22 protein-coding genes, 4 tRNA genes and 1 pseudogene are annotated in these 23980 nt (G+C 60.8%); 9 read left to right on the forward strand and 18 right to left on the reverse strand.

The window, feature by feature from the left end; genetic code table 11:
- The first annotated feature begins 55 nt into the window (after window positions 1-55).
- From AB4N85_RS14365 to AB4N85_RS14380, 4 genes are all read left to right on the forward strand, one after another.
- The gene (locus AB4N85_RS14365) at window positions 56-682 is read left to right on the forward strand and encodes an alanyl-tRNA editing protein (RefSeq protein ID WP_056788187.1); all 627 of its coding nucleotides are present in this window, start codon (window positions 56-58) and stop codon (window positions 680-682) included.
- A 90-nt stretch (window positions 683-772) separates the two neighbouring features.
- Entirely contained in the window at window positions 773-1543 is a 771-nt protein-coding gene (locus tag AB4N85_RS14370; RefSeq protein ID WP_252868102.1) for a 2OG-Fe(II) oxygenase, read from the forward strand.
- A gap of 1 nt (window position 1544) precedes the next feature.
- Window positions 1545-2183 (forward strand): LysE family translocator, encoded by a 639-nt coding sequence (locus AB4N85_RS14375; RefSeq protein ID WP_042610677.1) that lies wholly within the window; start codon window positions 1545-1547, stop codon window positions 2181-2183.
- A gap of 188 nt (window positions 2184-2371) precedes the next feature.
- Complete coding sequence (locus tag AB4N85_RS14380; protein WP_252868103.1) at window positions 2372-4111, forward strand: dipeptidase; 1740 nt, start codon at window positions 2372-2374, stop codon at window positions 4109-4111.
- Window positions 4112-4246: 135 nt separating this feature from the next.
- Here AB4N85_RS14380 and AB4N85_RS14385 read toward each other — a convergent pair.
- The 4 genes from AB4N85_RS14385 to AB4N85_RS14400 all read right to left on the reverse strand — a co-directional run bounded on the left by AB4N85_RS14385 (window position 4247) and on the right by AB4N85_RS14400 (window position 4659).
- Window positions 4247-4322, reverse strand: a tRNA-Gly gene (locus tag AB4N85_RS14385).
- Window positions 4323-4325: 3 nt separating this feature from the next.
- Window positions 4326-4401 (reverse strand) — tRNA-Glu (locus tag AB4N85_RS14390).
- A 104-nt stretch (window positions 4402-4505) separates the two neighbouring features.
- Window positions 4506-4581, reverse strand: a tRNA-Gly gene (locus AB4N85_RS14395).
- Between the two features lie 2 nt (window positions 4582-4583).
- Window positions 4584-4659 (reverse strand) — tRNA-Glu (locus tag AB4N85_RS14400).
- 384 nt (window positions 4660-5043) lie between these two features.
- Between AB4N85_RS14400 and AB4N85_RS14405 the strand changes: the two genes are divergently transcribed.
- Entirely contained in the window at window positions 5044-5802 is a 759-nt protein-coding gene (locus AB4N85_RS14405) for a hypothetical protein (protein WP_039764159.1), read from the forward strand.
- Window positions 5803-6056: 254 nt separating this feature from the next.
- On the opposite strand, the gene AB4N85_RS14410 is transcribed toward AB4N85_RS14405, so the two are convergent.
- The 4 genes and pseudogenes from AB4N85_RS14410 to AB4N85_RS14425 form a co-directional block, all read right to left on the reverse strand.
- Entirely contained in the window at window positions 6057-6938 is an 882-nt protein-coding gene (locus AB4N85_RS14410) for a methyl-accepting chemotaxis protein (RefSeq protein ID WP_372241007.1), read from the reverse strand.
- Window positions 6918-8024, reverse strand: a pseudogene (locus tag AB4N85_RS14415) (HAMP domain-containing protein); the annotation flags it as partial. The pseudogene AB4N85_RS14415 and the gene AB4N85_RS14410, both read right to left, overlap by 21 nt.
- A 108-nt stretch (window positions 8025-8132) precedes the next feature.
- On the reverse strand, window positions 8133-9533 hold the full coding sequence (locus AB4N85_RS14420) for an aminotransferase-like domain-containing protein (protein ID WP_460064805.1): 1401 nt from the start codon (window positions 9531-9533) through the stop codon (window positions 8133-8135).
- Window positions 9534-9724: 191 nt separating this feature from the next.
- Entirely contained in the window at window positions 9725-10486 is a 762-nt protein-coding gene (locus AB4N85_RS14425; RefSeq protein WP_460064807.1) for an SDR family oxidoreductase, read from the reverse strand.
- Between the two features lie 235 nt (window positions 10487-10721).
- On the opposite strand from AB4N85_RS14425, the gene AB4N85_RS14430 reads away from it, so the two are divergent.
- Window positions 10722-11726: an NADP-dependent oxidoreductase gene (locus AB4N85_RS14430; RefSeq protein WP_041479470.1), complete on the forward strand. Its 1005-nt coding sequence runs from the start codon at window positions 10722-10724 to the stop codon at window positions 11724-11726.
- Between the two features lie 125 nt (window positions 11727-11851).
- On the opposite strand, the gene pyrF is transcribed toward AB4N85_RS14430, so the two are convergent.
- Entirely contained in the window at window positions 11852-12550 is a 699-nt protein-coding gene (gene pyrF, locus AB4N85_RS14435; protein WP_122746841.1) for an orotidine-5'-phosphate decarboxylase, read from the reverse strand.
- Window positions 12551-12812: 262 nt separating this feature from the next.
- Here pyrF and AB4N85_RS14440 point away from each other — a divergent pair, with 262 nt between their 5' ends.
- The 3 genes from AB4N85_RS14440 to AB4N85_RS14450 all read left to right on the forward strand — a co-directional run bounded on the left by AB4N85_RS14440 (window position 12813) and on the right by AB4N85_RS14450 (window position 15410).
- The gene (locus AB4N85_RS14440; RefSeq protein WP_095181601.1) at window positions 12813-13562 is read left to right on the forward strand and encodes a response regulator; all 750 of its coding nucleotides are present in this window, start codon (window positions 12813-12815) and stop codon (window positions 13560-13562) included.
- Window positions 13562-14611 carry an ATP-binding protein gene (locus AB4N85_RS14445; RefSeq protein ID WP_460064811.1) on the forward strand — a complete coding sequence of 350 codons (1050 nt, stop codon included), beginning with the start codon at window positions 13562-13564 and terminating at the stop codon, window positions 14609-14611. The genes AB4N85_RS14440 and AB4N85_RS14445 overlap by 1 nt, the downstream gene beginning before the upstream one ends.
- A gap of 529 nt (window positions 14612-15140) precedes the next feature.
- On the forward strand, window positions 15141-15410 hold the full coding sequence (locus AB4N85_RS14450; protein WP_460064814.1) for a hypothetical protein: 270 nt from the start codon (window positions 15141-15143) through the stop codon (window positions 15408-15410).
- A 351-nt stretch (window positions 15411-15761) separates the two neighbouring features.
- On the opposite strand, the gene AB4N85_RS14455 is transcribed toward AB4N85_RS14450, so the two are convergent.
- The 9 genes from AB4N85_RS14455 to AB4N85_RS14495 all read right to left on the reverse strand — a co-directional run bounded on the left by AB4N85_RS14455 (window position 15762) and on the right by AB4N85_RS14495 (window position 23788).
- A complete protein-coding gene (locus AB4N85_RS14455) occupies window positions 15762-16802 on the reverse strand; it encodes an AI-2E family transporter (protein ID WP_041479597.1) in 1041 nt (346 codons plus the stop codon).
- A 69-nt stretch (window positions 16803-16871) separates the two neighbouring features.
- Window positions 16872-17678 (reverse strand): DUF4892 domain-containing protein, encoded by an 807-nt coding sequence (locus tag AB4N85_RS14460; protein WP_460064818.1) that lies wholly within the window; start codon window positions 17676-17678, stop codon window positions 16872-16874.
- Window positions 17679-17793: 115 nt separating this feature from the next.
- Window positions 17794-18648, reverse strand: a complete 855-nt coding sequence (locus AB4N85_RS14465) for an alpha/beta hydrolase (RefSeq protein WP_460064820.1) — start codon at window positions 18646-18648, stop codon at window positions 17794-17796.
- Entirely contained in the window at window positions 18645-19451 is an 807-nt protein-coding gene (locus tag AB4N85_RS14470) for an alpha/beta fold hydrolase (RefSeq protein ID WP_095181597.1), read from the reverse strand. The genes AB4N85_RS14465 and AB4N85_RS14470 overlap by 4 nt, the downstream gene beginning before the upstream one ends.
- Before the next feature lie 152 nt (window positions 19452-19603).
- On the reverse strand, window positions 19604-20047 hold the full coding sequence (locus tag AB4N85_RS14475) for a hotdog fold thioesterase (protein WP_016773655.1): 444 nt from the start codon (window positions 20045-20047) through the stop codon (window positions 19604-19606).
- A 31-nt stretch (window positions 20048-20078) separates the two neighbouring features.
- Entirely contained in the window at window positions 20079-21734 is a 1656-nt protein-coding gene (locus tag AB4N85_RS14480; protein ID WP_423664912.1) for an AMP-binding protein, read from the reverse strand.
- A 204-nt stretch (window positions 21735-21938) separates the two neighbouring features.
- Window positions 21939-22388, reverse strand: coding sequence for a phosphohistidine phosphatase SixA (gene sixA, locus AB4N85_RS14485; RefSeq protein ID WP_150637596.1), 450 nt, complete (start codon window positions 22386-22388; stop codon window positions 21939-21941).
- On the reverse strand, window positions 22385-22732 hold the full coding sequence (locus AB4N85_RS14490) for a DUF4389 domain-containing protein (protein WP_041479590.1): 348 nt from the start codon (window positions 22730-22732) through the stop codon (window positions 22385-22387). Before AB4N85_RS14490 ends, sixA begins: the two co-directional genes overlap by 4 nt.
- Before the next feature lie 30 nt (window positions 22733-22762).
- Window positions 22763-23788 carry an NAD(P)H-dependent glycerol-3-phosphate dehydrogenase gene (locus tag AB4N85_RS14495; protein WP_024013958.1) on the reverse strand — a complete coding sequence of 342 codons (1026 nt, stop codon included), beginning with the start codon at window positions 23786-23788 and terminating at the stop codon, window positions 22763-22765.
- Between the last annotated feature and the right edge of the window lie 192 nt (window positions 23789-23980).

Genomic DNA, 23980 nt, shown 5'->3' on the forward strand with positions numbered 1-23980 from the left:
CACGTTATTGCACGATTCATATAATAAAAACAGAACTTCGATCAGGGCATGGAATATGACGCTTCGCCTGTTTTTTCACAGTGACGACCTCAAGGCGAATGTCGAAGTCCTCGACTGCACACCCCACGAGAACGAATTCGCCGTAGTGCTGCGCGCCACCCTGTTTCACCCCCAGGGCGGCGGTCAGCCTTGCGATACCGGCTGGATCGGTGAAAGCCGGGTGTCGCGCGTGGTGCAGGAACCGGAGCGCATTGTGCATTTCGTCGACCGCCCGCTGCCGCTGGGCATGACCGTCATCCGTATCGATGAAGAGCGCCGCCGCTTCAATACGCGCATGCACTCGGCCGGGCACCTGATCGGTCATTTCATTCAGGCCATGGGCTGGATGCCGATCAAGGCGCACCACTGGCCGGACGAAGGCCGGGTGCAATTCAAGCCGGGCGATAGCGCTGAAGAAATCGATGCGCCAACCGTGCAAACCGGTATCGAGCAGTGGATCGAACACGATCTGCCGCGCCTGACCTCGCTGCGCGAAGGCGCGCGGGAAATCAGTTTTGGTGAACTGCCAGCCTATGGCTGTGGTGGCACCCACGTACGCAGCCTTAAGGATCTGGGCACAGTCACGATCGCGTCGCTTTCGCAGAAGAAAGGCACGCTGTCCGTCCACTACAGCGTGGATTGAGCATTTCGGGCGTTGCCGTCGCGCAGCGTCCGACGCCGGGGAACCGCGCTCGCCGGTTCCGTTGACTATCGATAGATGGACCTAAAACAAATGATGCTAGACGTCGAGCGTCTCGATGAGACGTGCATAAAAAAACTGGCCAACGAAGAAGTCCTCGCCATCCGCGTCAAACGCTTTCTGCCCGAGCCGCTGGCGATCAAGATCGGCGACAAGATCCTCGCCCCGGGCTTTGAGGGCTACATCAACGCGCCGAGCATCGGCCGCATCGGCATGGCCTTTTACGAGGCGGAAAACCAGCCGCTGCTGATCGAGGATTACTTCGAACGCGCCACCCGCAACATCGCCGAACTGCGTCAGCGCTGCGCGCCCTACTCCTCGCCCATCGACACTCTGCGCTGCATGCTCGACGAGTCCTGGCCTGCCGGCGCGCATCTGGAAAATCTCTACGGGCGCAAGATGTATGTCGGTTTGTCGCGGGTGGTCAAACCGGGCGTGTGCTTTCTTGCTCATCACGACATCTTCGCCAAGGACGCCCCGGACAGTTTTCAGGCGCGCAGCCTTGAGGCGCAATTTGCCTGCAACGTCTACCTGAACATGCCCACCGAGGGTGGCGCCTTGCAGATGTGGAATGACCACATCACCCCGGATCAATTCGACGAAATGCGCGGCGACAGTTACGGCATCGAGCCGTCGCTGCTGGGGCCGCCCGCCCTCGAAGTACGACCGCAGCCCGGCGATTTCATCATGTTCAATTCGCGGCGCATGCACTCGGTCACTCCGGGCGTCGCGGATCCGCGTTTGAGCCTGTCGTTCTTTGTTGGCTATCGCGGCAATGCCTCCCCTCTGACTTTCTGGAGCTGACATGCTTTCCAATTACCTGGGCGAGTTTCTCGCATTGGCCACCATCCACTTTCTCGCCGTGGTAGCACCCGGCCCGGACTTCGCCGTGACCATCCGTCAAAGCGTGCGCTTCGGCCGGCTCGTCGGTATCTGCACTGCGCTGGGCATCGGCGCGGGGATTTCCGTGCATGTGCTGTATACCCTGCTCGGCGTCGGCGCCCTGATGCACACCACGCCGTGGCTGCTGACTGTGGCCAAAGTGGTCGGTGGGGCTTACATCCTCTATCTGGGCGTCAGCCTGATCCGCAGCAAACCGAAGAGCAGCGTCGAAGGTGAAAAAAACGCCGATGAGCCGCTGGTTGAACAGTCACTGTTCAAGGCATTCAGCACCGGTTTTCTGACCAATGCGACCAACCCCAAGGCCACGCTGTTTTTCCTGGCCATCTTCACCACGATCATCAGCGCCAGCACACCGCTGCAGATCCAGGCGTTCTACGGATTGTGGATGTGCTTCGTCAACGCGCTGTGGTTTGTGATCGTCGCGCTGTTTTTCTCCAGCAATAAAGTGCGCCTGCTGTTCATGCGCCTTGGACACTGGTTCGAGCGCAGCATGGGCGTCATCCTGATTCTATTTGCCGGACGCCTGATGCTGTCGATGTAACTCACACAAAAAAAGTCCCGGCATCAGCTGCCGGGACTTTTTCATTTGTGCGCCTCTTTTGCATTTCTGTGCGACAGATCAAGTTTGTGACTCCCTTTCCCAGCGCTCGCAGTGTTAGGTTTACAAAATGTTTCTGTCACAAGCGTCAGAAATACTTTCCCAATCCTTTGCAAAGGAATGCCTGTTCCATGGTCTTTTCCCTGAAAAAACTGGCCGCCGCCACTCTGGTCATGGCCAGCCTCACCGCGTTTACCAGCGCCGCACAAGCCAACATCACTGCCGAGCAAAGTGCAGCGATCCTGAAATCCTTTGACGGCAAGAGCTTGACGGATTTCCGCAGCTTCCTTGGCAGCCTGGCGAAAAGCGACCTGGCCAAAACGGATAATCTCACCCCGTCCATCAGCGCCTTCCTCGACAACAAGACCCTGAACGCCGAACAGCAGAATGAAATTCACCGTCTGCTAGGCATTTATACCCGCGTGAAATATGGCAAGGCCGCGCTGGAAACCCTGAGCCAACTCGTCGAGATCCCGACCTTCCGCAAGGACGGCGTGGAGCAACACGACAACCCGGAATTCATCAAGATTGCCGGCGAGATCCAGAAACTCGCCGAATCCTTCGGTTTGAAATTCCGCAACATCGATAACCGTGTCTACGAAATCTCTCTGGATGGCAAAGGCGACGAAGTCGTTGGCATTCATGCCCACGCCGATGTGGTGCCGGTAACGCCGGAAAACTGGGTGCTGAAAGATGGCACCAAACTCGACCCGTTCAAAGTCACGCTGATTGGCGATCGCATGTACGGTCGTGGCACAGAGGATGACAAGAATGCGATCGTCGTGGCGCTGTACGCCATGAAAGTGATCAAGGACGAGAAACTGCCACTGGCGCGTAACTTCAAGCTGCTGGTCGACACCACCGAAGAAACCAGCGGCGACGCCATTCCCTATTACTTCGAGCGCAACCCGACGCCGAACTACAATATGGCGCTGGACGGCGGTTATCCGGTAGTGATCGCCGAAAAAGGTTACGGCACCGTCATGGCCAACTTTGCCAAACGCAAAGGCGAAGGCAACGGCGCGGAAATCGTTTCGATGACCGGCGGCAAGGCGACCAACCAGATTCCGTCCGCGTCGGTGGCCACGCTGGTAACCGACAAGCCTGCCAAGCTCGCCGCCAGTCTGCAAAAAGCCGGCGACGCCTACGCCAAAGCCAACGGCGGCGACTTCGAAGTCGCGGCAAAGGTTGATGGCAAAAACGTCAAACTGACCGTGACGGGGGTTTCTGCGCACTCCTCCGAACCAGAGTCCGGCGTCAACCCGGTCGCGCGGATGCTGAGCTTCATCAACAGCCTGGACGGCAAAGTCGCGCTCAAGCACAACCAGTTCACCGATGCCGCACGTTATGCCGATGACAACTGGGGCCTGGATTATCTGGGCAAAAAACTTGGCGTGGGCTTCTCCGATTCGTTCATGGGACCACTGACCACCTCGCTGACCTACGTCGGCGAGGACGACAAAGCCTTCAAACTGGCGGTGAACCTGCGGGTGCCGAAGGGTAAATCCCCGGAAAAGCTCAAGGCTGAGATCGCTGAGAAACTGGACGCCTGGAGCAAGAAGACTCACGTTGCCGTGGCGTTCGACTACTCAGTGGCCGAACCGATGTATCGCAACCCCGAGGGTGAGTGGGTCAAGGCGCTGCTTGCCGTAGCCAGCGAAAACCTCGGCATGAAGTCGGAATTCGGTACTTCCGCTGGCGCGACTTCGGTTCACGAATTGCCGAACGGTGTGCAATTCGGCCTGGCGCGACCGGAAGCCAAATACACCGGCCACACCGATGGCGAATTCAAGACCGTCGACCAGTTCCTGCTGGATCTGCAGATCGTCACGGAAATGATGGGGCGTGTCGGGCAGTTGCCGAAGCTGTAAGCACGGCCTGAGCCCGATCATTGATGACCGGGCTCAAAATAAAAAAGGACCTGTGAAAAGGTCCTTTTTTATTGCCGCCACAAAACGCGTACAAACAAAAACGCCGATCATCACTGATCGGCGTTTTTGTGAAATTGGAGCGGGAAACGAGACTCGAACTCGCGACCCCGACCTTGGCAAGGTCGTGCTCTACCAACTGAGCTATTCCCGCAAATGGCGTCCCCTAGGGGACTCGAACCCCTGTTACCGCCGTGAAAGGGCGGTGTCCTAGGCCACTAGACGAAGGGGACACGCTACCCGGAACACATGGTGTGTGTTTCGGTGTCCAGATCCGCATCCGAAGATTTGGTTCTGGTTTCACTCAGCACCGCCCGAAAGCACTGCTGTTTAAAATTGGAGCGGGAAACGAGACTCGAACTCGCGACCCCGACCTTGGCAAGGTCGTGCTCTACCAACTGAGCTATTCCCGCATTGGCGTCCCCTAGGGGACTCGAACCCCTGTTACCGCCGTGAAAGGGCGGTGTCCTAGGCCACTAGACGAAGGGGACACACTACAACATTCACTCCCTGCCGCGTTTGGCTGTGTGCTTTACGCTGCAAGTGGCGCGCATTCTATGGATGGATTGAGGGGTCGTCAACCCCTTGATATAAATTTATTTAAATCAATGACTTCGACCTGGATTACGGGCCGCGTAGGGCTTTTCCGTCGTCCGAAACCTGACGCCTATATTCCGCCACTCGCCAAGACGTTATAGTCCACCGCACAGTGATGGCAATCTGCACATCAAGCGCCAGCATTCATCTATACCGCTGGCGGCCGATACAGATTGCAGCAGCCGATCAAACCCGTCGAGCGGCGCTAGGCGCCTAAATGTCCAGCCACTACACTCGCATGCGAACCCTATAAAGAGGTCTTACCGGTGACACCACTCATGATCACCCTGCTAGTCGTAGCCGGGATCGCAATTCTGATCGCCATTGGCTACATGAACCATGTGGTGGAAAACAACAAACTGGAGAAGGCCCGCACCAAAGTCGAACTCAACGACCGCCTGCGCCGCTGCGGCGAACTGACCGAAACCTTCCCCGGCCAGTTCATGACCCCGGCGCTCAAGTTGCTGCTGACCCGCCTGGAACTCAACGTCTGCCAGCGCCTGCTCAATCTGGAAAAAACCAGCGCAACCACCAAGGCCCGCATCACCGAACTCAGCGCCCTCGTTGCCCAAGGCGAATCGATCCCGGTGAACAACCCGCCCGCGCCGATCCTGACCGAAGCCAAAGCCAAAGACGTGCGCTTCCTCCTCGAAGCCCTGCATGGCCAGATCACTCGCGCGGCCCACGACGGCTTCCTGCCACCGAACGAAGCCAAACAATGGATTCGCGAAGTGCGCCACATCCTCGTGCTGCTGCACATCGAATTCTTCAACAACCTCGGTCAACAGTCCCTGCAACAAAACCAACCCGGCCAGGCCCGCCTCGCCTTCGAACGCGGCGTGCAATATCTGCGCAAACAGCAGGACCCGCAGATGTACGCGGAGCAACTGCAATACCTGGAAAAACTCCTCGCCCGAGCGAACGCCCAGGTCATGGACAAGATTGCCCCGGTGGAAGGTGAAGAAAACCAACTGACCGCCGGTTTGAAGGATGTCGAAGCCGATGCGGACTGGAAGAAAAAAGTGATTTACGACTGAGGCGGGAATGCTGGAAGAGAAGCCACCGTTATTGGTGGCTTTTTTGTGGGCGACTTGAAAGAGAATGTGAATTGAAGGCCGCTTTCGCGAGCAGGCTCGCTCCCACATTGGGAAGCAGTGTTCTCAGGTAAAAATCGGTCGGCTGTCAGGCCGCCTTCGCTGGCAAGCCAGCTCCCACAGAACAGCAAAAGCAAACCCGGGCCATCCCCACGCGGCGAAGCCGAGAGCCTGGTCGGCCCAAGGGCCGCCAAGGCTCAAAGCCGAAAATGCCCAACCATCGAGCGCAACTCGCCGCCCAACTGCGCCAGCTCAACACTCGAAGCCGCATTCCCGCGCATCGCCACGGAAGAGTGATCCGCGCTCGCACGAATCTGCGTAACACTGCGGTTGATCTCCTCCGCCACCGAGCTCTGCTCCTCCGCCGCCGCCGCGATCTGCTGATTCATCTGCTGAATCAACGACACCGCCGCGGCAATACTCCCCAGCGCACTCTCGGTCTGCAACGCATCACTGACCGCCAGCTTCACCAGTTCGCCACTGCTGCGAATCTGCTGCACCGACGACTGCGCCGCCGCGCGCAGGGCACTGACCAAGCGTTCGATCTCCTCGGTCGATTGCTGCGTACGCCGTGCCAGCGCACGCACTTCATCGGCCACCACCGCAAACCCCCTGCCCTGCTCCCCGGCCCGCGCGGCTTCGATTGCCGCGTTCAGCGCCAACAGATTGGTCTGCTCGGCCACGCTCTTGATCACCTCCAGCACCGTGCCGATATTCTGAATTTCGGCGCTGAGGCTCTCGATGCTGGAACTGGCCGAGGTCGCTGAATCCGCCAACTGCTCGATCCGCGCCATGCTTTGACGCACCACCTGCTGGCCGCTCTCGACCTTGTCATCCGCCGTCTGCGCCGCGAGAGCTGCTTCTTCGGCATTGCGCGCGACGTCATGCACGGTGGCGGTCATCTGGTTCATGGCGGTGGCGACCTGCTCGGTTTCCTCCTTCTGGCTGTTGACCTCCAGATTGGTCTGCTCGGTCACTGCCGACAGCGATTGCGCGGAACCGGCCAAGCGCTCGATACCGGCCTGCAAGCCGCTGACAATCGTGCCGAGGCCGGCAGCCATCTGCTGCATCGCCAACATCAGCTGACCCATTTCATCGCGGCGCGTCACCTCGACCTTCGCCGTCAGATCACCCGCAGCAATCTGCTGCGCCACGCGAATCACACTGCGCAGCGGCGCAACGATCAGGCGCGTGATCACCCACGCGGCAAGTAATCCGACCAACAAGGCCAGCGCCGAAGAGCCAATGATCAACACCGTGTTCTTTTTCAGCTCCGCCTGCATCGAAGCGTCTTCGGCGACGTAGGCCTGATTGACCCGGTCCACCACCTGCGCCGCGCGCTGATGCAGTTGCTCGTACACAGTTTTTTCTTGCGCCAGCAAACCGGTGTATTCAGCCAGTTTCTCGTTGAATCCGGCGATATGCCCCGACACTTCGTTGAGCACAGTCAGATAGCCCTCGTCCTTGACCGTGGTTTTCAGCGCCTCGGCCTGCTCCTGCGCTTGCGCGGCCTGCTCGATGTTGCCCTGGCCGGCATTGTCGGTATCGCCCTTGCGGCTTTGATCCAGCCGCACGCGCGCCTCGTTCATCGCTTGCAGCATCAGTCGCGAGACCTGACTGACCTGATTCGCCTGTTCGATGAACTGGGCGCCGTCCTTGCCCTCGGTGTCTTTCAACGTATAGGCGCCATCATCGGCCAGCCCGCTCTGCAACACGTCGAGGTTATTGGCCACGCTGGACACCGACCAACTGGCCATCTCCAGCGCGAGGTCCTTGGCCTGGCTCAGCGAGACGAATTCATCGAAGGCCTTGCGATACGCGCCCAGCGCTTGCTCGACATCGCTCATCACCGGCACATTGGCCGGGGAATGTGCCTTGAGCTCGCCGGCTAGAACAACCAGCCCATCGACGCCTTCGCGCAAGGCATCGGCGGTTTTCGGATTGCCGCGCAGGGCGTATTCCTGCTCGAGCAGGCGCACCTTGAGCAGGCCGCTGTTGAGCACGGACATCTGCTTCAAGCCGTCGAAACGCAGACTGATGGTTTGCAGCGACCAGACGCCGATCGCCGCCACCAACGCAGTCAGCAACAAGACGAGCACAAATCCGATACCCAGTTTTTTCGCCATACCGAGGTTGGCAAAACGTCCTTGCACGGCCGAAATCATTGCGCGTAGTCCCCTGCCAAAGTCTGTTGCCGAAGATTCGCAACGGGCTCGAACCAGCACAAGACTCTGGCGTCGGAATAATGGCAAAAAGCTACGCCCGCGTCGTTTTCAGAATGCTGGAGGTCGATCCGCGCAGGTATTGCGAAAAAACTGCCGCGCCCGTGGGTCGCAGGCACAGGCCACATTGATGCGCTGCCAGTCACCGCACTCACCGCTGGGACTGAAAGCGTCCGCTGCTGACAACTCCAGCCCGCAGTGCTGGGCCTGCCTGCGCACCGACGCCTGGTCGCGCAAGCGTGCCCGCGCCCAGATAAACAGCCCGCCAACCGGCTTGCCGAACACTTCCCACTCGGCGTCTTCCAGGGCCTGCAAGGCCGCCGCGCGATCGGCATTCAAGCGCTGGCGCTGACGCTGCACCAGTTTGCGATACGCACCGGTCGCCATCAGCCTGGCCAGCACCGCCTCGGCCAGCCTCGAACAGCCCAGGCCGCTGATCATCTTGACCTCCGCCAGGCGCTTCAGCAGCTCGCTGTCCGCCAGGACAAAGCCGATCCGCAACGAACTGCTCAGTGTCTTGGAAAAGCTGCCGACATAAATGACCCGGCCGCCATGGTCCAGCGCCGCCAACCGCGTACCGTTGCCGGTGTGCAGATCAGCGTAGACGTCATCTTCGATCACGCGCAGGTCGTAGGTCTTGCTCAACTGCACGATACGCTGGGCCACCGCAGGCGTCAGGCAACTGCCGGTGGGATTGTGGTGATGACTGCCGATGAACAGGGCGCCGGGACGAAACTGACGCAGCACCGACTCGAGCATGTCGATGTCCGGCCCGCTCGGCGTACGACGAACTTCGAGCATTTGTACGCCGTGCAGACGCAACAGGTCAAACAACGGTGCATAACCGGGCGTTTCCACCACCACGCAATCGCCAGCCTTGAACAGGGTGCGCACGATCAGATCGAGCGCATGACTGGCACCGCTGGTGCTCATCAGCCGGGTACTGCAGGCGTCGATATTCAGCAGTTTCAGACGCTTGGCAATTTGCTCGCGCAGCGCTGGCAGGCCCAGTGGCGAGCTGTAGTTGAACAGGCTGGCCATGTCGGTGCGTGCCACCTCGCGCAGCGCGTAGCTGAGGTCGTCGGGCTCACGCCAACTCGGCGGCAAGCCTCCTTGCCCCAAAATCAAGCGACTCGTTGCGGCGTCCACCTCATCACGCCATGCGGGGCGGCCCTCGCACGCTGCCCATTCCGAGTCCGCTTCGCGCAATGCCGGCGAGGCCGCGACGATGAATCCCGCGCCCTGGCGCGTGGTCAATACGCCTTGCGAGACCAGGCGCTCGCAGGCTTCGACAACGCACGACTGGCTGAGCAGATTCCCCCGGGCGATTTGCCGTACGGAGGGTAACCGGGTGGCCGGCGGGATGCCGCTTTGCACAATCCAGTCAGTCATTCCGTCGACGATCTGCTGCACGACCGGCACCATTGCCTGTCGGTCAATTCTCAGTTCCATGAGCTCGCAAACTCCTGTCAGTTTTGCTGGCAGCAGTAAATCACAGCCGCGCCGCCGAGGCTGTGCGACAACGCCGCCAAATGCGCCAGTTCTAACGGTTTGATACACATTGTTTAGCGGTATTCACAGGGACCGACCGCGAGGTACAAAAAAACCCGCACGCAGGCGGGTTCTTTGTATTTCGGCAACTTTCAGAACGCTGTTACACCGCCATCCACCGCCAATGAGTGCCCAGTGGTGAACGCTGCGCCATCGCTGCACAGATACAGCACCGCGCTGGCGATTTCCTCGACCTTGCCAATGCGTCCGACCGGGTGCATGGCATTGGCGAATTCGCCCTTCTTCGGGTCAGCTTCGTAGGCGCGGCGGAACATGTCTGTGTCGATTACCGCCGGGCACACTGCGTTGACGCGGATTTTCTTCTTCGCGTATTCGATCGCCGCCGACTTGGTCAGGCCGATCACCGCATGTTTCGACGCCGCGTAGATGCTCATCTTCGGCGCCGCACCCAGCCCGGCCACCGACGCCGTGTTGACGATCGCGCCACCGCCCTGCGCCAACAACAGCGGCAACTGATACTTCATGCACAGCCAGACGCCTTTGACGTTGACGCCCATGATCGCGTCGAATTCGTCCAGCGAACCGTCGGCGAGTTTGCCTTTCTCGATTTCGATCCCGGCGTTGTTGAAGGCATAGTCGAGACGACCGTAGGTATTGATCACCTCATCCATCAGATTTTTCACATCGCTTTCCAATGTCACGTCGCAGCGCACGAAGGACGCTTCGCCACCGGCTGTACGAATCAGCGCCACCGTGCCTTCGCCGCCGGCCGCGTCCAGGTCAGCCACCACCACTTTCAGGCCCTCGGCGGCAAACGCCACGGCTGTCGCGCGGCCGATGCCGTGGGCGGCCCCCGTGATTACAACCACCTGACCGGAAAACGTCATGCTCATGGGTATGTCCTCGAACGCAAAAACTGGAAGATGTTGGCGTCGCAGCATAGCCAAGGGCAGCGAAAGCGCGTCAGCACTATGCAATCGCTGTTTACAGGCCCATGCGCCGCAGTGATAAAACCCGCCCCGTAACCATCACCGCACTGGATCGACTCGCATTCGCCGTATCAGCCAACCTTGCGACATCGGCGTTGAAGAGCTATCAACAAGGCTTCATTCCATTCGAGTGCCTGTCATGACCAACCAGACCAATCGCCAGTTCCTGCTCGCCAAACGCCCGGTGGGCGCCGCGACCCGCGAGACTTTCACTTATCAGGAAGTACCGGTCGGCGAGCCACAGGCGGGACAGATTCTGGTGAAAAACGAATACCTGTCCCTCGACCCGGCCATGCGCGGCTGGATGAACGAAGGCAAGTCCTACATCCCGCCGGTCGGTCTCGGTGAGGTCATGCGCGCACTGGGCGTGGGAAAAGTCATCGCGTCGAACAATCCTGGCTTCGCCGTCGGCGATTACGTCAATGGCGCCCTCGGTGTGCAGGATTATTTCCTCGGCGAGCCGCGCGGTTTCTACAAGGTCGACCCGAAACTCGCGCCATTGCCACGCTATCTGTCTGCACTGGGCATGACCGGTATGACCGCCTACTTCGCCCTGCTCGACGTCGGCGCCCCGAAAGCCGGTGATACCGTGGTGCTGTCCGGCGCGGCCGGTGCGGTGGGCAGCGTGGCCGGGCAGATCGCCAAAATCAAAGGCTGCCGCGTCGTCGGCATCGCCGGCGGGGCCGACAAGTGCAAATTCCTCATCGACGAATTGGGTTTTGACGGCGCCATCGATTACAAGGCCGAAGACGTCGTGGCCGGTCTGAAGCGCGAATGCCCGAAAGGCGTGGACGTGTACTTCGATAACGTCGGTGGCGACATTCTCGACGCGGTGCTGAGCCGCTTGAACATGAAGGCGCGCGTGGTGATCTGCGGCGCCATCAGCCAGTACAACAATAAAGAAGCGGTCAAAGGCCCGGCCAATTACCTGTCACTGCTGGTCAATCGCGCGCGCATGGAAGGCTTTGTGGTGATGGACTACGCCGCGCAGTTCGCCAGCGCCGCCCAGGAGATGGCCGGCTGGATGGCCAACGGGCAGCTCAAGAGCAAGGAAGATGTGGTTGATGGGCTGGAGACGTTCCCCGAGACGCTGATGAAACTGTTCAACGGCGAGAACTTTGGCAAGTTGGTTCTGAAGGTTTAAGGCCAGCCTGAAACCAATGTGGGAGCGAGCCTGCTCGCGAAGCGGTGGATCAGTCGATAATGATGCCGACTGACACTCCCTCTTCGCGAGCAGGCTCGCTCCCACAGTTGGATCTTCAATAAGCTTTAGGCAATTTCGGCTACGACTGCGGCCAACGCCTGCGCCGGATCTGTCGCCTGGCTGATCGGACGGCCGATTACCAGGTAATCGGAACCGGCATCCAGCGCCTGACGCGGGGTCAGAATGCGCCGTTGATCATCTTGCGCGCTGCCCGCCGGGCGAATCCCCGGCGTCACCAGTTGCAGCGACGGGTGCGCGGTTTTCAGCGCCGACGCTTCCAGCGCCGAACAGACCAGACCGTCCATCCCGGCCTTCTCGGCCAGTGCCGCCAGACGCAGCACTTGTTCCTGCGGCTCGATATCCAGACCGATACCGGCCAGATCCTCGCGCTCCATGCTGGTCAGCACGGTCACACCAATCAACAACGGTTGCGGACCACTGCGCTTATCCAGCTCTTCACGGCAGGCGGCCATCATGCGCAGACCGCCCGAGCAGTGCACGTTGACCATCCACACACCCATCTCGGCAGCGGCTTTCACAGCCATCGCAGTGGTGTTGGGGATGTCGTGGAATTTGAGATCCAGAAACACTTCAAAACCCTTGTCACGCAGGGTGCCGACGATTTCCGCCGCGCAACTGGTGAACAGTTCCTTGCCCACTTTGACCCGGCACAGTTTCGGGTCCAACTGGTCGGCCAGCTTCAGTGCGGCGTCACGGGTGGGGAAATCCAGGGCGACGATGATAGGAGTCTGGCAGGCGGACATGGATGGGCTCTCAGGCTGGTCGAAAACGGCGCGCATTGTAGCGGAACCGGCGGCAGCGCGGCACCCGATGATCGGTAAATCGTCGCGCTGGCGGTTATCAGCTTAGCCGGCGCGGCTATTGTGTCGACTCCGATACACAACCGACACGCCCGCAACACGCACCCGGGTTAGCCTCGCCCGGCGCAACACGTCCTTACAACAGCACTTCCCGCCCCCCGGCCGGACGCCTATGCTGAAACCACCCCTGGTAGTGAACAGCCCCATGCCCAACGCCCCGACAACCGTGACGGATGAAAGCAAAGACGACAAGCGCTGGAGCATCCGCGCGCTGATCGTCGACGATGACGTGCCGATCCGCGAGCTGATGATCGATTACCTCGCCCGTTTCAACATTCACGCCAGCGGCGTCACCGACGGCGCGGCGATGCGCCAGGCGCTGCAGGGCGAACATTTCGACGTCATCGTCCTCGACCTGATGCTGCCCGGCGAAGACGGCCTGTCGCTGTGTCGCTGGCTGCGCGCCGAATCGGACATCCCGATCCTGATGCTCACCGCCCGCTGCGAACCCACCGACCGCATCATCGGCCTGGAACTGGGCGCCGACGATTACATGGCCAAACCGTTCGAACCACGCGAACTGGTCGCCCGCATCCAGACCATCCTGCGCCGCGTGCGCGACGACCGCACTGACCAGCGCGCCAACATTCGCTTCGACAACTGGCGCCTCAACAGCGTCCTGCGCCAAGTGGTCGCCGACAACGGCCTGGTAGTGCCCTTGTCCAACGCCGAATTCCGCCTGCTCTGGGTCTTCATCGAACGCCCGCGCCGCGTGCTCAGCCGCGAACAACTGCTTGACGCCGCTCGCGGTCGCTCGATCGAAGCCTTTGACCGCAGCATCGACCTGCTGGTCTCGCGCCTGCGGCAAAAACTCGGCGACGACCCGAAAGCCCCGCAGTTGATCAAGACCGTGCGCGGCGAGGGTTACCTGTTCGACGCGCGGGACATAGGCTGATGAAGGCGCGCTTCGATACCCTGTTCGGTCGCCTGTTCGGGGTGCTGTTCGCGGCAATTGTCCTGGCGCACCTGCTGGCCTTCGCCTGGTTCAGGCTCTACGGCCCTCCTCCGCCCCCACCACCGCCCGAGTTCTCAGCGAACATCGACGGCCAACCGCCCATGCGCGACGCCGCTTATCCACCGAGACAAGCGCGCCCCTGGTTCGGTGGCCCGGTGGTGCCGCTGACCTTTCAATTCATCACGCTGATGATCGCCGCCTGGTACGGTGCCAAGCTGCTCACCCGGCCGATCCAGCGCCTGAGCGACGCCGCCGAGCGCCTGAGCGAAGACCTCGACAGCGCCCCCCTCGACGAATCCGGCCCGCGCGAAGCCCGGCAAGCGGCGCACACCTTCAACCTCATGCAACGGCGCATCCGCGAACAGGTCCAGCAACGCGCGCGCATGCTCGGCGCCGTCTCCCACGACCTGCGCACGCCACTGTCACGCCTGAAACTGCGTCTGGAAAAAATCAGCGACGACAAACTGCAAAGCCAGATGCGCCAGGATCTCGACGATATGATCGGCATGCTCGACGCCACCCTCACCTATCTGCACGAACAACGCACCAGCGAAGCCTTGCAGTTGCTGGACGTGCAGGCGCTGGTCGAATCGCTGTGCGAGAACGCCCAGGACCAAGGCGCCGATGTACAGGTCAGCGGCCACTGCACGCCTTTGCCAGTGCAACCGATGGCGCTGCGTTCGTGCATCAACAACCTGCTGGACAACGCCCTGCGCTACGCCGGACAGGCACGGATTGAACTGCTGGAACAGCGCGAAGAACTGCTGATTCGGGTGATTGATCACGGACCGGGGATTGCTGAAGACCAGCGGGAAGCGGTTTTTGAGCCGTTCTATCGACTGGAGGGATCGCGTAATCGCAACTCCGGCGGCGTAGGGCTGGGCATGACCATCGCCCGCGAAGCCGCGCAGCGGTTGGGTGGGCGGTTGGATCTGGAAGAAACACCGGGTGGTGGGCTGACCGCCGTTGTCCGGTTGCCACGGGGCTGAGGCTCAGCCGACTTGAAGAGGGAGCGAGGCTGCTCGCGAGAGCGTCTGATGATTCAATACATCTGTTGAATGTACCGGCCTCTTCGCGAGCAGGCTCGCTCCCACAATGAAACTGATTGTATTCGGTAGATATTGGCTGGATGTGAGGGCGCTATCGCTGGCAAGCCAGCTCCCACAGTGATCGAGTGATTTCAGAGAGAGATGGGTCGGCTGTCAGGCCGCCTTCGCGAGCAGGCTCGCTCCCACAATGAAACTGAGTGCATTCGGTAGATATTGGCTGGATGTGAGGGCGCTATCGCTGGCAAGCCAGCTCCCACAGGGATCGAGTGATTTCAGAGAGAGATGGGTCGGCTGTCAGGCCGCCTTCGCGAGCAGGCTCGCTCCCACAATGAAACTGAGTGTATTCGGCAGATATTGGCTGGATGTGAGGGCGCTATCGCTGGCAAGCCAGCTCCCACAGGGATCGAGTGATTTCAGAGAGAGATGGGTTGGCTGTCAGGCCGCCTTCGCGAGCAGGCTCGCTCCCACAATGAAACTGAGTGTATTCGGCAGATATTGGTTGGATGTGAGGGCGCTATCGCTGGCAAGCCAGCTCCCACAGGGATCGAGTGGTTTCAGAGAGAGATGGGTCGGCTGTCAGGCCGCCTTCGCGAGCAGGCTCGCTCCCACAAAAGCAAAAGCAAAAGCAAAAGCAAAAGCAAAAGCAAAAGCAAAAGCAAAAGCAAAAGCAAAAGCAAAAGCAAAAGCAAAAGCAAAGCAGCGCAGCTGCCCGCGGCGAAGCCGCCCCACTCAACAATGAGCGCAAGCTCGAGTACTGCTTTTGATCTTGATCCACCGGCGACGTCGGAAGGCTGAGCGGAGGGATTGATCCGGGCGTGGGAGCGCAGCGACCGTACGACGCAGTCGTACACAGCGAGTGTAGGTGCAGCGAAGCAAACCGGAGCCGCTGCGCCCAGATCGATCCCGCAGCGAAGGAACCCGAGCCTGCGAGGGCCGAACGCAGGAGCAAGCCTTTTGGGTTACCTTTTTGGCGTTTGAAAAAGGTGACCCGCCGTAAGGGCGGAACCGCCAGCCGCCGCAGCGAAACATTCGGATATTCACACCAAACAAACCCAAGCATGGTCGGCCCAAAGGCCGCCAAGCCCCCCCCCTAGACCCGAGCCTGACTCTTACTCCAATCCGTCAAAAGACTATAAGCCACAGCCAACAACGTAGGCCCAATAAACAACCCGATAAAGCCAAACGCAATCAACCCGCCAAACACCCCGAGCAACACAATCACCAACGGCAGATTACCGCCACGGCTGATCAGATACGGCTTGAGCACGTTGTCCACGCCACTGATGATGAACGTCCCCCAGATCCCGAGAAACACCGCCATCCCGTACTCGCCCTTCCACGCCAACCACGCCGTGGCCGGCACCCACACCAGCGGTGGCCCCATCGGAATCAGACTCAGCAGAAACGTGACGATCCCCAGCACCAGCGCCCCGGGAACCCCGGCAATGAAAAAGCCGATCAACGCCAGCACTGCCTGCGCCGCCGCTGTACCAATCACACCGTTGACCACCCGCTGCACCGTACCGGCGACAAGTTCGATGTAATAGCCAGCACGATCACCAATCAAGCGCTGCAGCAGACTGTGCACAAACGCCGCCAGTCGCGGCCCGTCACGGTAGAAAAAGAACACGAACACCAGACTCAGCGTCAGCTCGAGAATCCCCCCGCCGATCTGCGCGCTGCGTGCCAGCAACCAGTTGCCGACCTGCCCCAGATACGGCTTGATCGAGACCATCAACGCCGCGCCCTGTTGATCGATGCTATCCCACATCGACACCAGCCGCTCACCAACCAAAGGCACGCTGCCAAGCCAGGTCGGTGCTTCCGGCAAACCGTCGACCTGCACATCCTTGATGAATGCCGTGGCATCGCGCACATGATCGGCGAGGTTGAAACCCAGCCACACCAGTGGCGCCGCCACCAGCAACATCCAGCCCAGTGTCAGGATCAACGCGGCCAGCGATTCGCGGCCATTGAGCCAGCGCGTGAGCAAACGCATCAGCGGCCAACTGGCAAACGCCAGCACCGCGCCCCAGAACAGCGCCGACCAGAACGGCGCCATCACCCAAAGGCTGGCACCAAACAACACCAGCAGCAGAATCTGCACCAGCAGGCGATCGTTATTGAGCATGGGAAGTCCCGGCAAAGTCAGTCAGCGAAAGAGTAGGCGAACACTGCGTGCGTGCTCGCCCGGCACAGCTTATCGCAACAAGTCGATGCGCAGGCCAGAGCCTTCGAGATTGCCGGTTTCCATCCGGGCCGCCCGCACCCCCTGAGTGATCAACGCCTGGCGCCAGGCTTCGGCCTTGGGCCCGGAAACCGTAACCCGCAAGGTCGTGTCGAGATTCAGACCACGGGAAATCAGGCGCAGCCAGGTGGCATCCGGTTCATCGACCAGTTTCGGAAAATCCAGCTCGCCGGTGCTTTTCAACTGACGCAGCAGGGTCGCCGAGGTCGGCAGCAATTCGCCCAAGGGCGCCGCAGCCTCGAATTGCTCGACATGCAGATAGGCTTTGCGATTGCCGCGAGTGATGCTGTAGAGCGCCACCAGCGTGTTGTCCTTTGGCGCCGCCAGCCTCAACAACAGATAAGCCTGTTGCTCGTCAGAGCCATACAGCTTGGCGTTGCCGAAGACCTCGTTGGCCCACAGGCTGCTTTCGCCGCAATCGCGGGCCTGGCACCAGAACAGCAATTCGGCATCCTGCTGTTGCAGGGCTTCGCGGGCGGCAGTAAAGGCTTCGGTGGCGGAATGTTCCGGCGGCAACTCGTAGGTCACCGAGGTAGTCTGGCCGCGGGCGGTGACCTGACCGTCGAACCGCAACTGGCCGCTGATCTTGCGGATCGAGCCCAGCGGGTAGATGCGCTCCAGCTCGGCCGCCGGGCGATAGTCGACGATCTGCGCGTCGGCCAGACGCGGCACGATTTGCAGATCCTGGCTGCCCGGCACATCGGCAGCGAAGGACAAGGAGCTGAAGCAGCACAGCGCGAAGAGACTGAGTGACCGCATAGTCAGCCTCACCGGACGGTCATGGCTGGGCGGGTCGGGGTCGCAGCGGTATAGAAATCCATCGAGTTTGTCTCCCATTTCAACCCGCCCAGCCTCGACAGTTGCCCGCTGCAAGTCAAGGCATGGCGAAGAAGCGATTGAAACAGTCTGCTACAAGACCTGCGCCAGCCTCGTCATTCAGGTGCAAATGATGCCCGCCCGGCAACTGTTCGTGGCTGAAGGGTAGACGCTCCAGCAACTCAGGATGCCTGGCCAGCATGCCATCCGCCGCGACCACCAGACGCGCCGGGCAACTGACGCGCGAGGCAAACGCCATCGCCTGTTCTTCAGTAAGGCGCAGCGGCGATGGCAGAGTCAGGCGATTGTCGGTGCGCCAGGTGTAACCGCCGGGCACCGGCATCAACCCGCGCTGGGCCAACAGTTCAGCGGCTTCGCGACTGACCGCCACCAGGCCTTTCATCCGCGCCTCGATGGCACGCTCGAGGGTGGTGTAGACCGGTTTGCGCTTTTCCCGCAGATCAAGTTGCGCCTGCAGGGCCATGCCCATGCGTTCGGCAGCGTTTTCGCCCTTGTCTGTCGGAGGAATCACACCGTCGATCAGCGCCAGATGGCTGATGCGCTCGGGCAGCGAACCGGCCAGCACCATCGAGACAATCGCGCCCATCGAATGCCCGAGCAGGCCGAAACGCTTCCAGCCCAGTTGTTCAGCGACTTGCAACACATCATGGGCGTAGTCCCACAGCGCATAACCGGCGCCGTTTGGTCGATGAGCGGAATGACCGTGGCCGGCCATGTCCAGCGCGACGATGCGCAAGCCATCAAGCTTGGGCGCCAGTCGCGCGAAGCTATTGGCGTTGTCGAGCCAGCCGTGCAACGCGATCACCGGCAGGCCGTCCTCGGGGCCGAACATATGCGCGGCCAATTCGATGTGCGGCAGGTTCAGGCGCACTTCTTCGCAGGTCGGGCTCATGCGCAATCCTTGTTCTGCCGCTGCTGCCAGCGCATGAACAGATTCTTGAGCAGCCGCGCCGTGTCCTGCGGGCGCTCCAGCGGGAACATGTGCCCGCCAGGCATGCTCAGCGCCTCGCCCTGGGGCAGGCGCGAGACGAAACGTGTGTGATGGCGCATGACCACGCGGCTCTTGTGCCCCCGCACGATGGCCAGTGGCACCTGCAACTGCCGGGTGCGCCCGGGACTGGTGTGCGGCACGCCGCGATAAATGCTGATTTCGGTAGCCGGGTCAAAACGCAGGCGCAGCTTGTCGTCCACCTGATGCAAACCATGTTGCAGGTAGGCATCGAAGCATTCCGGATCGAAGCCGCGAAACAGGGTTTTGCCGGAAAAGTAACTGCGCGCGCTGTCGAGATCGGCGAATTCTTCACGGCGCCCGAGGGTGCGCCCGGCGGGAGTCAGCCGGTCGATGAAACCAAAGCGCTTGGCCGCGCGAATCACCCACTGATCGGTGCGGGTCAGCACCGGCGAGTCGAGCATGACCACGCCGCGATACAGCTCGGGACAACGCAACGCCGCATGCAGGTGCAGCAGACCGCCAAAGGAATGGCCGACGCCCCACACCGGCTGCTCTTGCTGCTCCAGGTGATGGATCAGTTCGTCGACGAGGTTGTACCAGTTGTCGTCCGCCGGAAAACGCGGGTCATGGGCATGCTGCTCCAGATGCGCGACCCGATACTCCGGCGCCAGCGCCGCGAACAACTTGCCATAGGTCCCCGAGGGGAAACCGTTGGCGTGGGCGAAAAAAATCGGTTGCGACATGCGGGGAAATCCATGGGCGGGAAACGTGGCGTTGATTGTCCGCAAGAGCCGGCGCCGCAGCAATGACCATAACTGCCAGAAATGGTGGTGGAGACGCTTCGCAAGCAAAAGACCACAACACCGAAGGCTGCGATCTTTTGATCTACAACCTGTCAACGCAGCGGCGGCTGTTCCCCCAGCGGCACCACCGCCATGGTCAGGCGCGACACGCAACTGGCCTTGCCTTCGTCGCTGGTCAAACGGATGTCCCAGACATGCGTGGTGCGGCCGATATGAATTGGCGTGGCCACCGCCGTCACCCTTCCGCTACGCAAGCCGCGCAAGTGGTTGGCGTTGATCTCCAGGCCGACGCAATAGAATTTGCTGGCATCGATGCACAGATAACTGGCCATCGAGCCGACGGTTTCCGCCAGCACCACCGATGCGCCGCCATGCAGCAGACCGTAAGGCTGGTGGGTGCGATGGTCGATGACCATGCTCGCGGTCAGCGACTGTTCGTCGAAGGCTTCGAAGCGAATATCCAGCACTTCGCCAATGGTGTTTTTCTGGATCGCATTCAGCTGTTCGATGTCGGGAGTAGTACGCCACAAGCTCATCGCAGACTTCCTTTGTTGTTGTAGTCGACGCTTAATCCTGCCACAGCACCGCCTCGCTGCGCGCGCTCCATTCTTCGAAACGCGCGCCGTAGCGGTCTTCGATGACGTTGCGTTTGATTTTCAGGGTCGGCGTGAGGAAGCCGTTGTCCACCGCCCAACTGTCCTTGACCACTACCAGTCGGTGCAGGCGTTCGTGCTTGTCGAGGGCGGCGTTGACCTCCTGCAGCAATTTTTCCAGGCTCGCGTGCAGGCTGGCACGAGGCTCTTGCTGATTGACCGCCGACAGCACGCACAACCCCAGCGGTGCACTCAGGCCATCGCCCACCACGCATACTTGTTCGATGCGTGAATGCACGGCCAGACGGTTTTCGATCGGCGCCGGCGCGACGTATTTGCCCTTGCTGGTCTTGAAGATTTCCTTGAGTCGCCCGGTCAGGCGCAGGCGCCCTTCGCTGTCCTGCTCGCCCTTGTCGCCGGTGCGCAGAAAGCCGTCGGCAGTCAGCGTCTCGGCAGTTTTCTGCGGTTCCTTGAAATAGCCGAGCATGTTGGCCTGGCTGCGCACCTGCACTTCGCCGGACTCATCGATGCGCACCTCGACTTCCGGGCACGGCTGGCCGATCCAGCCCTGTTTGTATCGCCCCGGCAGACAGATATGCGAATAGCCGCAGCCCTCGGTCATGCCGTACACCTCCAGCACATCGAGGCCGAGTTTCTGATACCAGGCGAGCAAGGTCTGCGGTACCGGCGCGGCACCGGACAACGCCACGCGCAAGGCATCCAGGCCGAGCCCGGCCAGCACTTTGTGGCCGACCCGCTTGCCAATGAAGGGCAGCCCGAGAAGGAAATCCAGACGCTGCGCCGGGATCTTGCTGTACACACCCATCTGGAATTTGGTCCAGATACGCGGCACGCCAAACATTGCCGTCGGCCGCGCGCGCTGCAGATCGGTGATGAAAGTCTCGAGGCTTTCGGCGAAGAACACTGTCTGGCCGGTATAGATCGAGGCCAATTCGACAAACATGCGCTCGGCGACGTGGCACAGCGGCAGATACGACAGCAGCCGATCGTTCTCGTTGAGCCCGAACAACTGCGTGCCGCGACTGGTAGCGAAACCGAGATTGGCGAAACTGTGCATCACGCCTTTGGGCAGGCCGGTGGTGCCGGAGGTGTAAATGATCGTCGCCAATTGCTCGGCGGCGGGACGTGGATCGTCCTGGATTGGCGAACAGCTCTGCAGATCCGCCCAGCTGTAATCGAACTCGCCCGGCGGATGCAGTGGCAGGCTGATGGTCGGTAAACCCGTCGGCACGCCTTGCGCCATGCCTGCCCAGTCATCGAGCTTACCGATGAACGCCAGCGCACTTTCCGAATGAGTCAGCACCTGCGCAACGGATTCAGCGGTGAGATTGGGGTACAGCGGCACGGACACATGCCCGGCCATCCAGATCGCCAGATCGGCAATGATCCAGTGCGCGCAATTTTTTGAGATCAGGGCGATATGGCTGCCGGGCGGCAACTCTCGCGCCCGTAACCAGTGCGCGGCGCAGCGGGCCTGATGGCCGACATCGGCCCACGTCAGCGTCTCGACCTGACCGCCGCCGATGGGCTGCACAAGAAAGCGCTGGCGCGGGTGCCGGGCTTCCCGTTCGTAGAACACGTCCAGCGGCAAACGGAAGGCGGCAGACATGCGACTCGCTCCTGTTTTTTTGGTCTGGAGCAAGCGTAGTCAACCAAGCAAGTGCTTGGTTGGAATTTTCAAACAAATAATTTCATGGGTTGGCAGAAATCAATGTGGGAGCGAGCCTGCTCGCGAATGCAGTATGTCAGCCCCAAAAAAGGGTGAATGACACGCCGCCTTCGCGAGCAGGCTCGCTCCCACAGGGATATGGCGTTAAGGGTGCTTGAGGCTATTGAGCTTCATCGAGCCAATCAGCAGCTCGCTGTGCTCAAGCTCCGCCAGCCCCGCCGTACTGACCCGCTCCGGCGGATGTCCGGCGCCGTGCTGCAGATAGCTGAGCAGGTTGCCCACCAATGGGTTGTGGCTGACCAGCAAAACATTACTGACGGACACCAATTGCTCGGCGACCTTGTCCGGATCGCTATCCGGCGTCAGCCACTCGACCGTGCGAATCTCCGGCTCGAAACCCAATGCGTCGCGCACTATCTGCGCGGTTTGCTGCGCGCGCAGATAAGGGCTGGCGTAGATCGCCGTCAGCGGCTGGCCCATGAGATGCGCGGCGCTGCTCAGGACTTCTTTACGACCATGCTCGGTCAACTCGCGCTCGGAATCGATCTTCGAGTGAGGCACCGCCTCACCATGACGCAATACCCACAGTTTCATAGTTTGGGCTCCTCATCGCGCACCGGATGCGCGGCCGGGGCGACGGTGTGCGGCGCTTCACCTTCCGGGGTGCGCGGCGCCGGCCAGTCGGCGAACGGCCAGGGCTTCTGGTCACTGTGAAACGTGCCGAAGCGGCCAATCTGCGCGAGGAACTGGCTGAGGCTGTCGCCAAAATTCATCAGGCTGGCGCTCGGTGCGCCGTAGATCAGGCGGTAGATCAGTTGCACCAATACCACCGCGCCGAGGATGAATTGCGCGACTTGCCAGACCAGCAGATAAACGATCATCCACAACACCCGCAGGAGGATGGATTCGTACTGGGTTTCGCTTTTCGGATCGCTCATGGCTTGCTTCCTGTCCGTGTAACAGCTGAATCAGTTGAAACCGCTGGTGGAAATAAAGTCGACGTCGGTTTTCGGCTCGGCACGCATCAGTAGACCGATCACCTGCTCCAGCGTGCGTCCTTCGAACAGGATCGCGTGCAGCCCGGCGACCAGCGGCATGTACACGCCGACTTCCTGGGACTTGGCCTTGAGCACTTTGAGGGTGTTGACCCCTTCGGCAACCTCGCCAAGACGCGACACCGCTTCGTCGAGGCTCAAACCCTGACCGAGGGCGAAGCCGACCTGGTAGTTGCGGCTCTTGGGCGATGAACAGGTGACGATCAGATCGCCAACCCCGGCCAGACCAAGGAAGGTCATCGGGTTGGCGCCCTGATTCACGGCGAAGCGGGTCATCTCCGCCAAGGCGCGAGTGATCAGCATGCTCTTGGTGTTCTCGCCCATCTCCAGCGCCACCGCCATGCCGGCGATGATCGCGTAAACGTTTTTCAACGCACCGCCCAGCTCGACACCGAAACGGTCGGCGCTGGCGTAAACGCGGAAGGTGCGCCCGTGCAGGGCGGCTTGCACCGCTTTGCACAGTTCTTCGTCTTCGCTGGCGACCACCGTGGCGGTCAGCGCGTGCTCGGCGATTTCCCGCGCCAGGTTCGGCCCGGACAACACGCCGATCCGCGCCTGCGGGGCGATCTCTTCGAGAATCTGGCTCATCAGCTTGAAGGTCTGCGCTTCGATGCCTTTGGTCAGGCTGACCAGCATCTTGCCGCTCAAGCGCTCGGCGTGGGCGGCGAGTACCGTGCGCAAGGCGCTGGATGGCAGCGCGACAAAGCACAGATCGCAGGCATCGAGAGTGGCCTGCAGGTCGGTGACAGCGGTCACCCCCGGGAGAATCTTGATGCCTTTGAGGTAACGCGGGTTTTCGCGGTTGACCCGGATGGCCTCGGCCTGCTCGGGGTCACGCATCCACTGAAGGACTTGATGGCCGTTCTCGGCCAGCAGATTGGCCACGGCGGTACCAAAACTTCCGCCTCCCAGGACCGCAATCGGGCGCTGTTCAGTCATATGCAATCCGTTAATCCATACCAGTGGCGATGCCGGGCATTATACGGGGCGACCCGGTGGCGGCCAGCCCCAGCAACAATTACCGACATTTGTAGGAAGAAGACCAATAAAACCTAGGAAAATGCCTGCAACGTCACTGGAAAAGCCGCAGCCCTCGGTTAACATGCGCGCCAATTCTTCTCTCTGCAGGCT

The organism is Pseudomonas sp. H1_G08 (assembly GCF_054681355.1).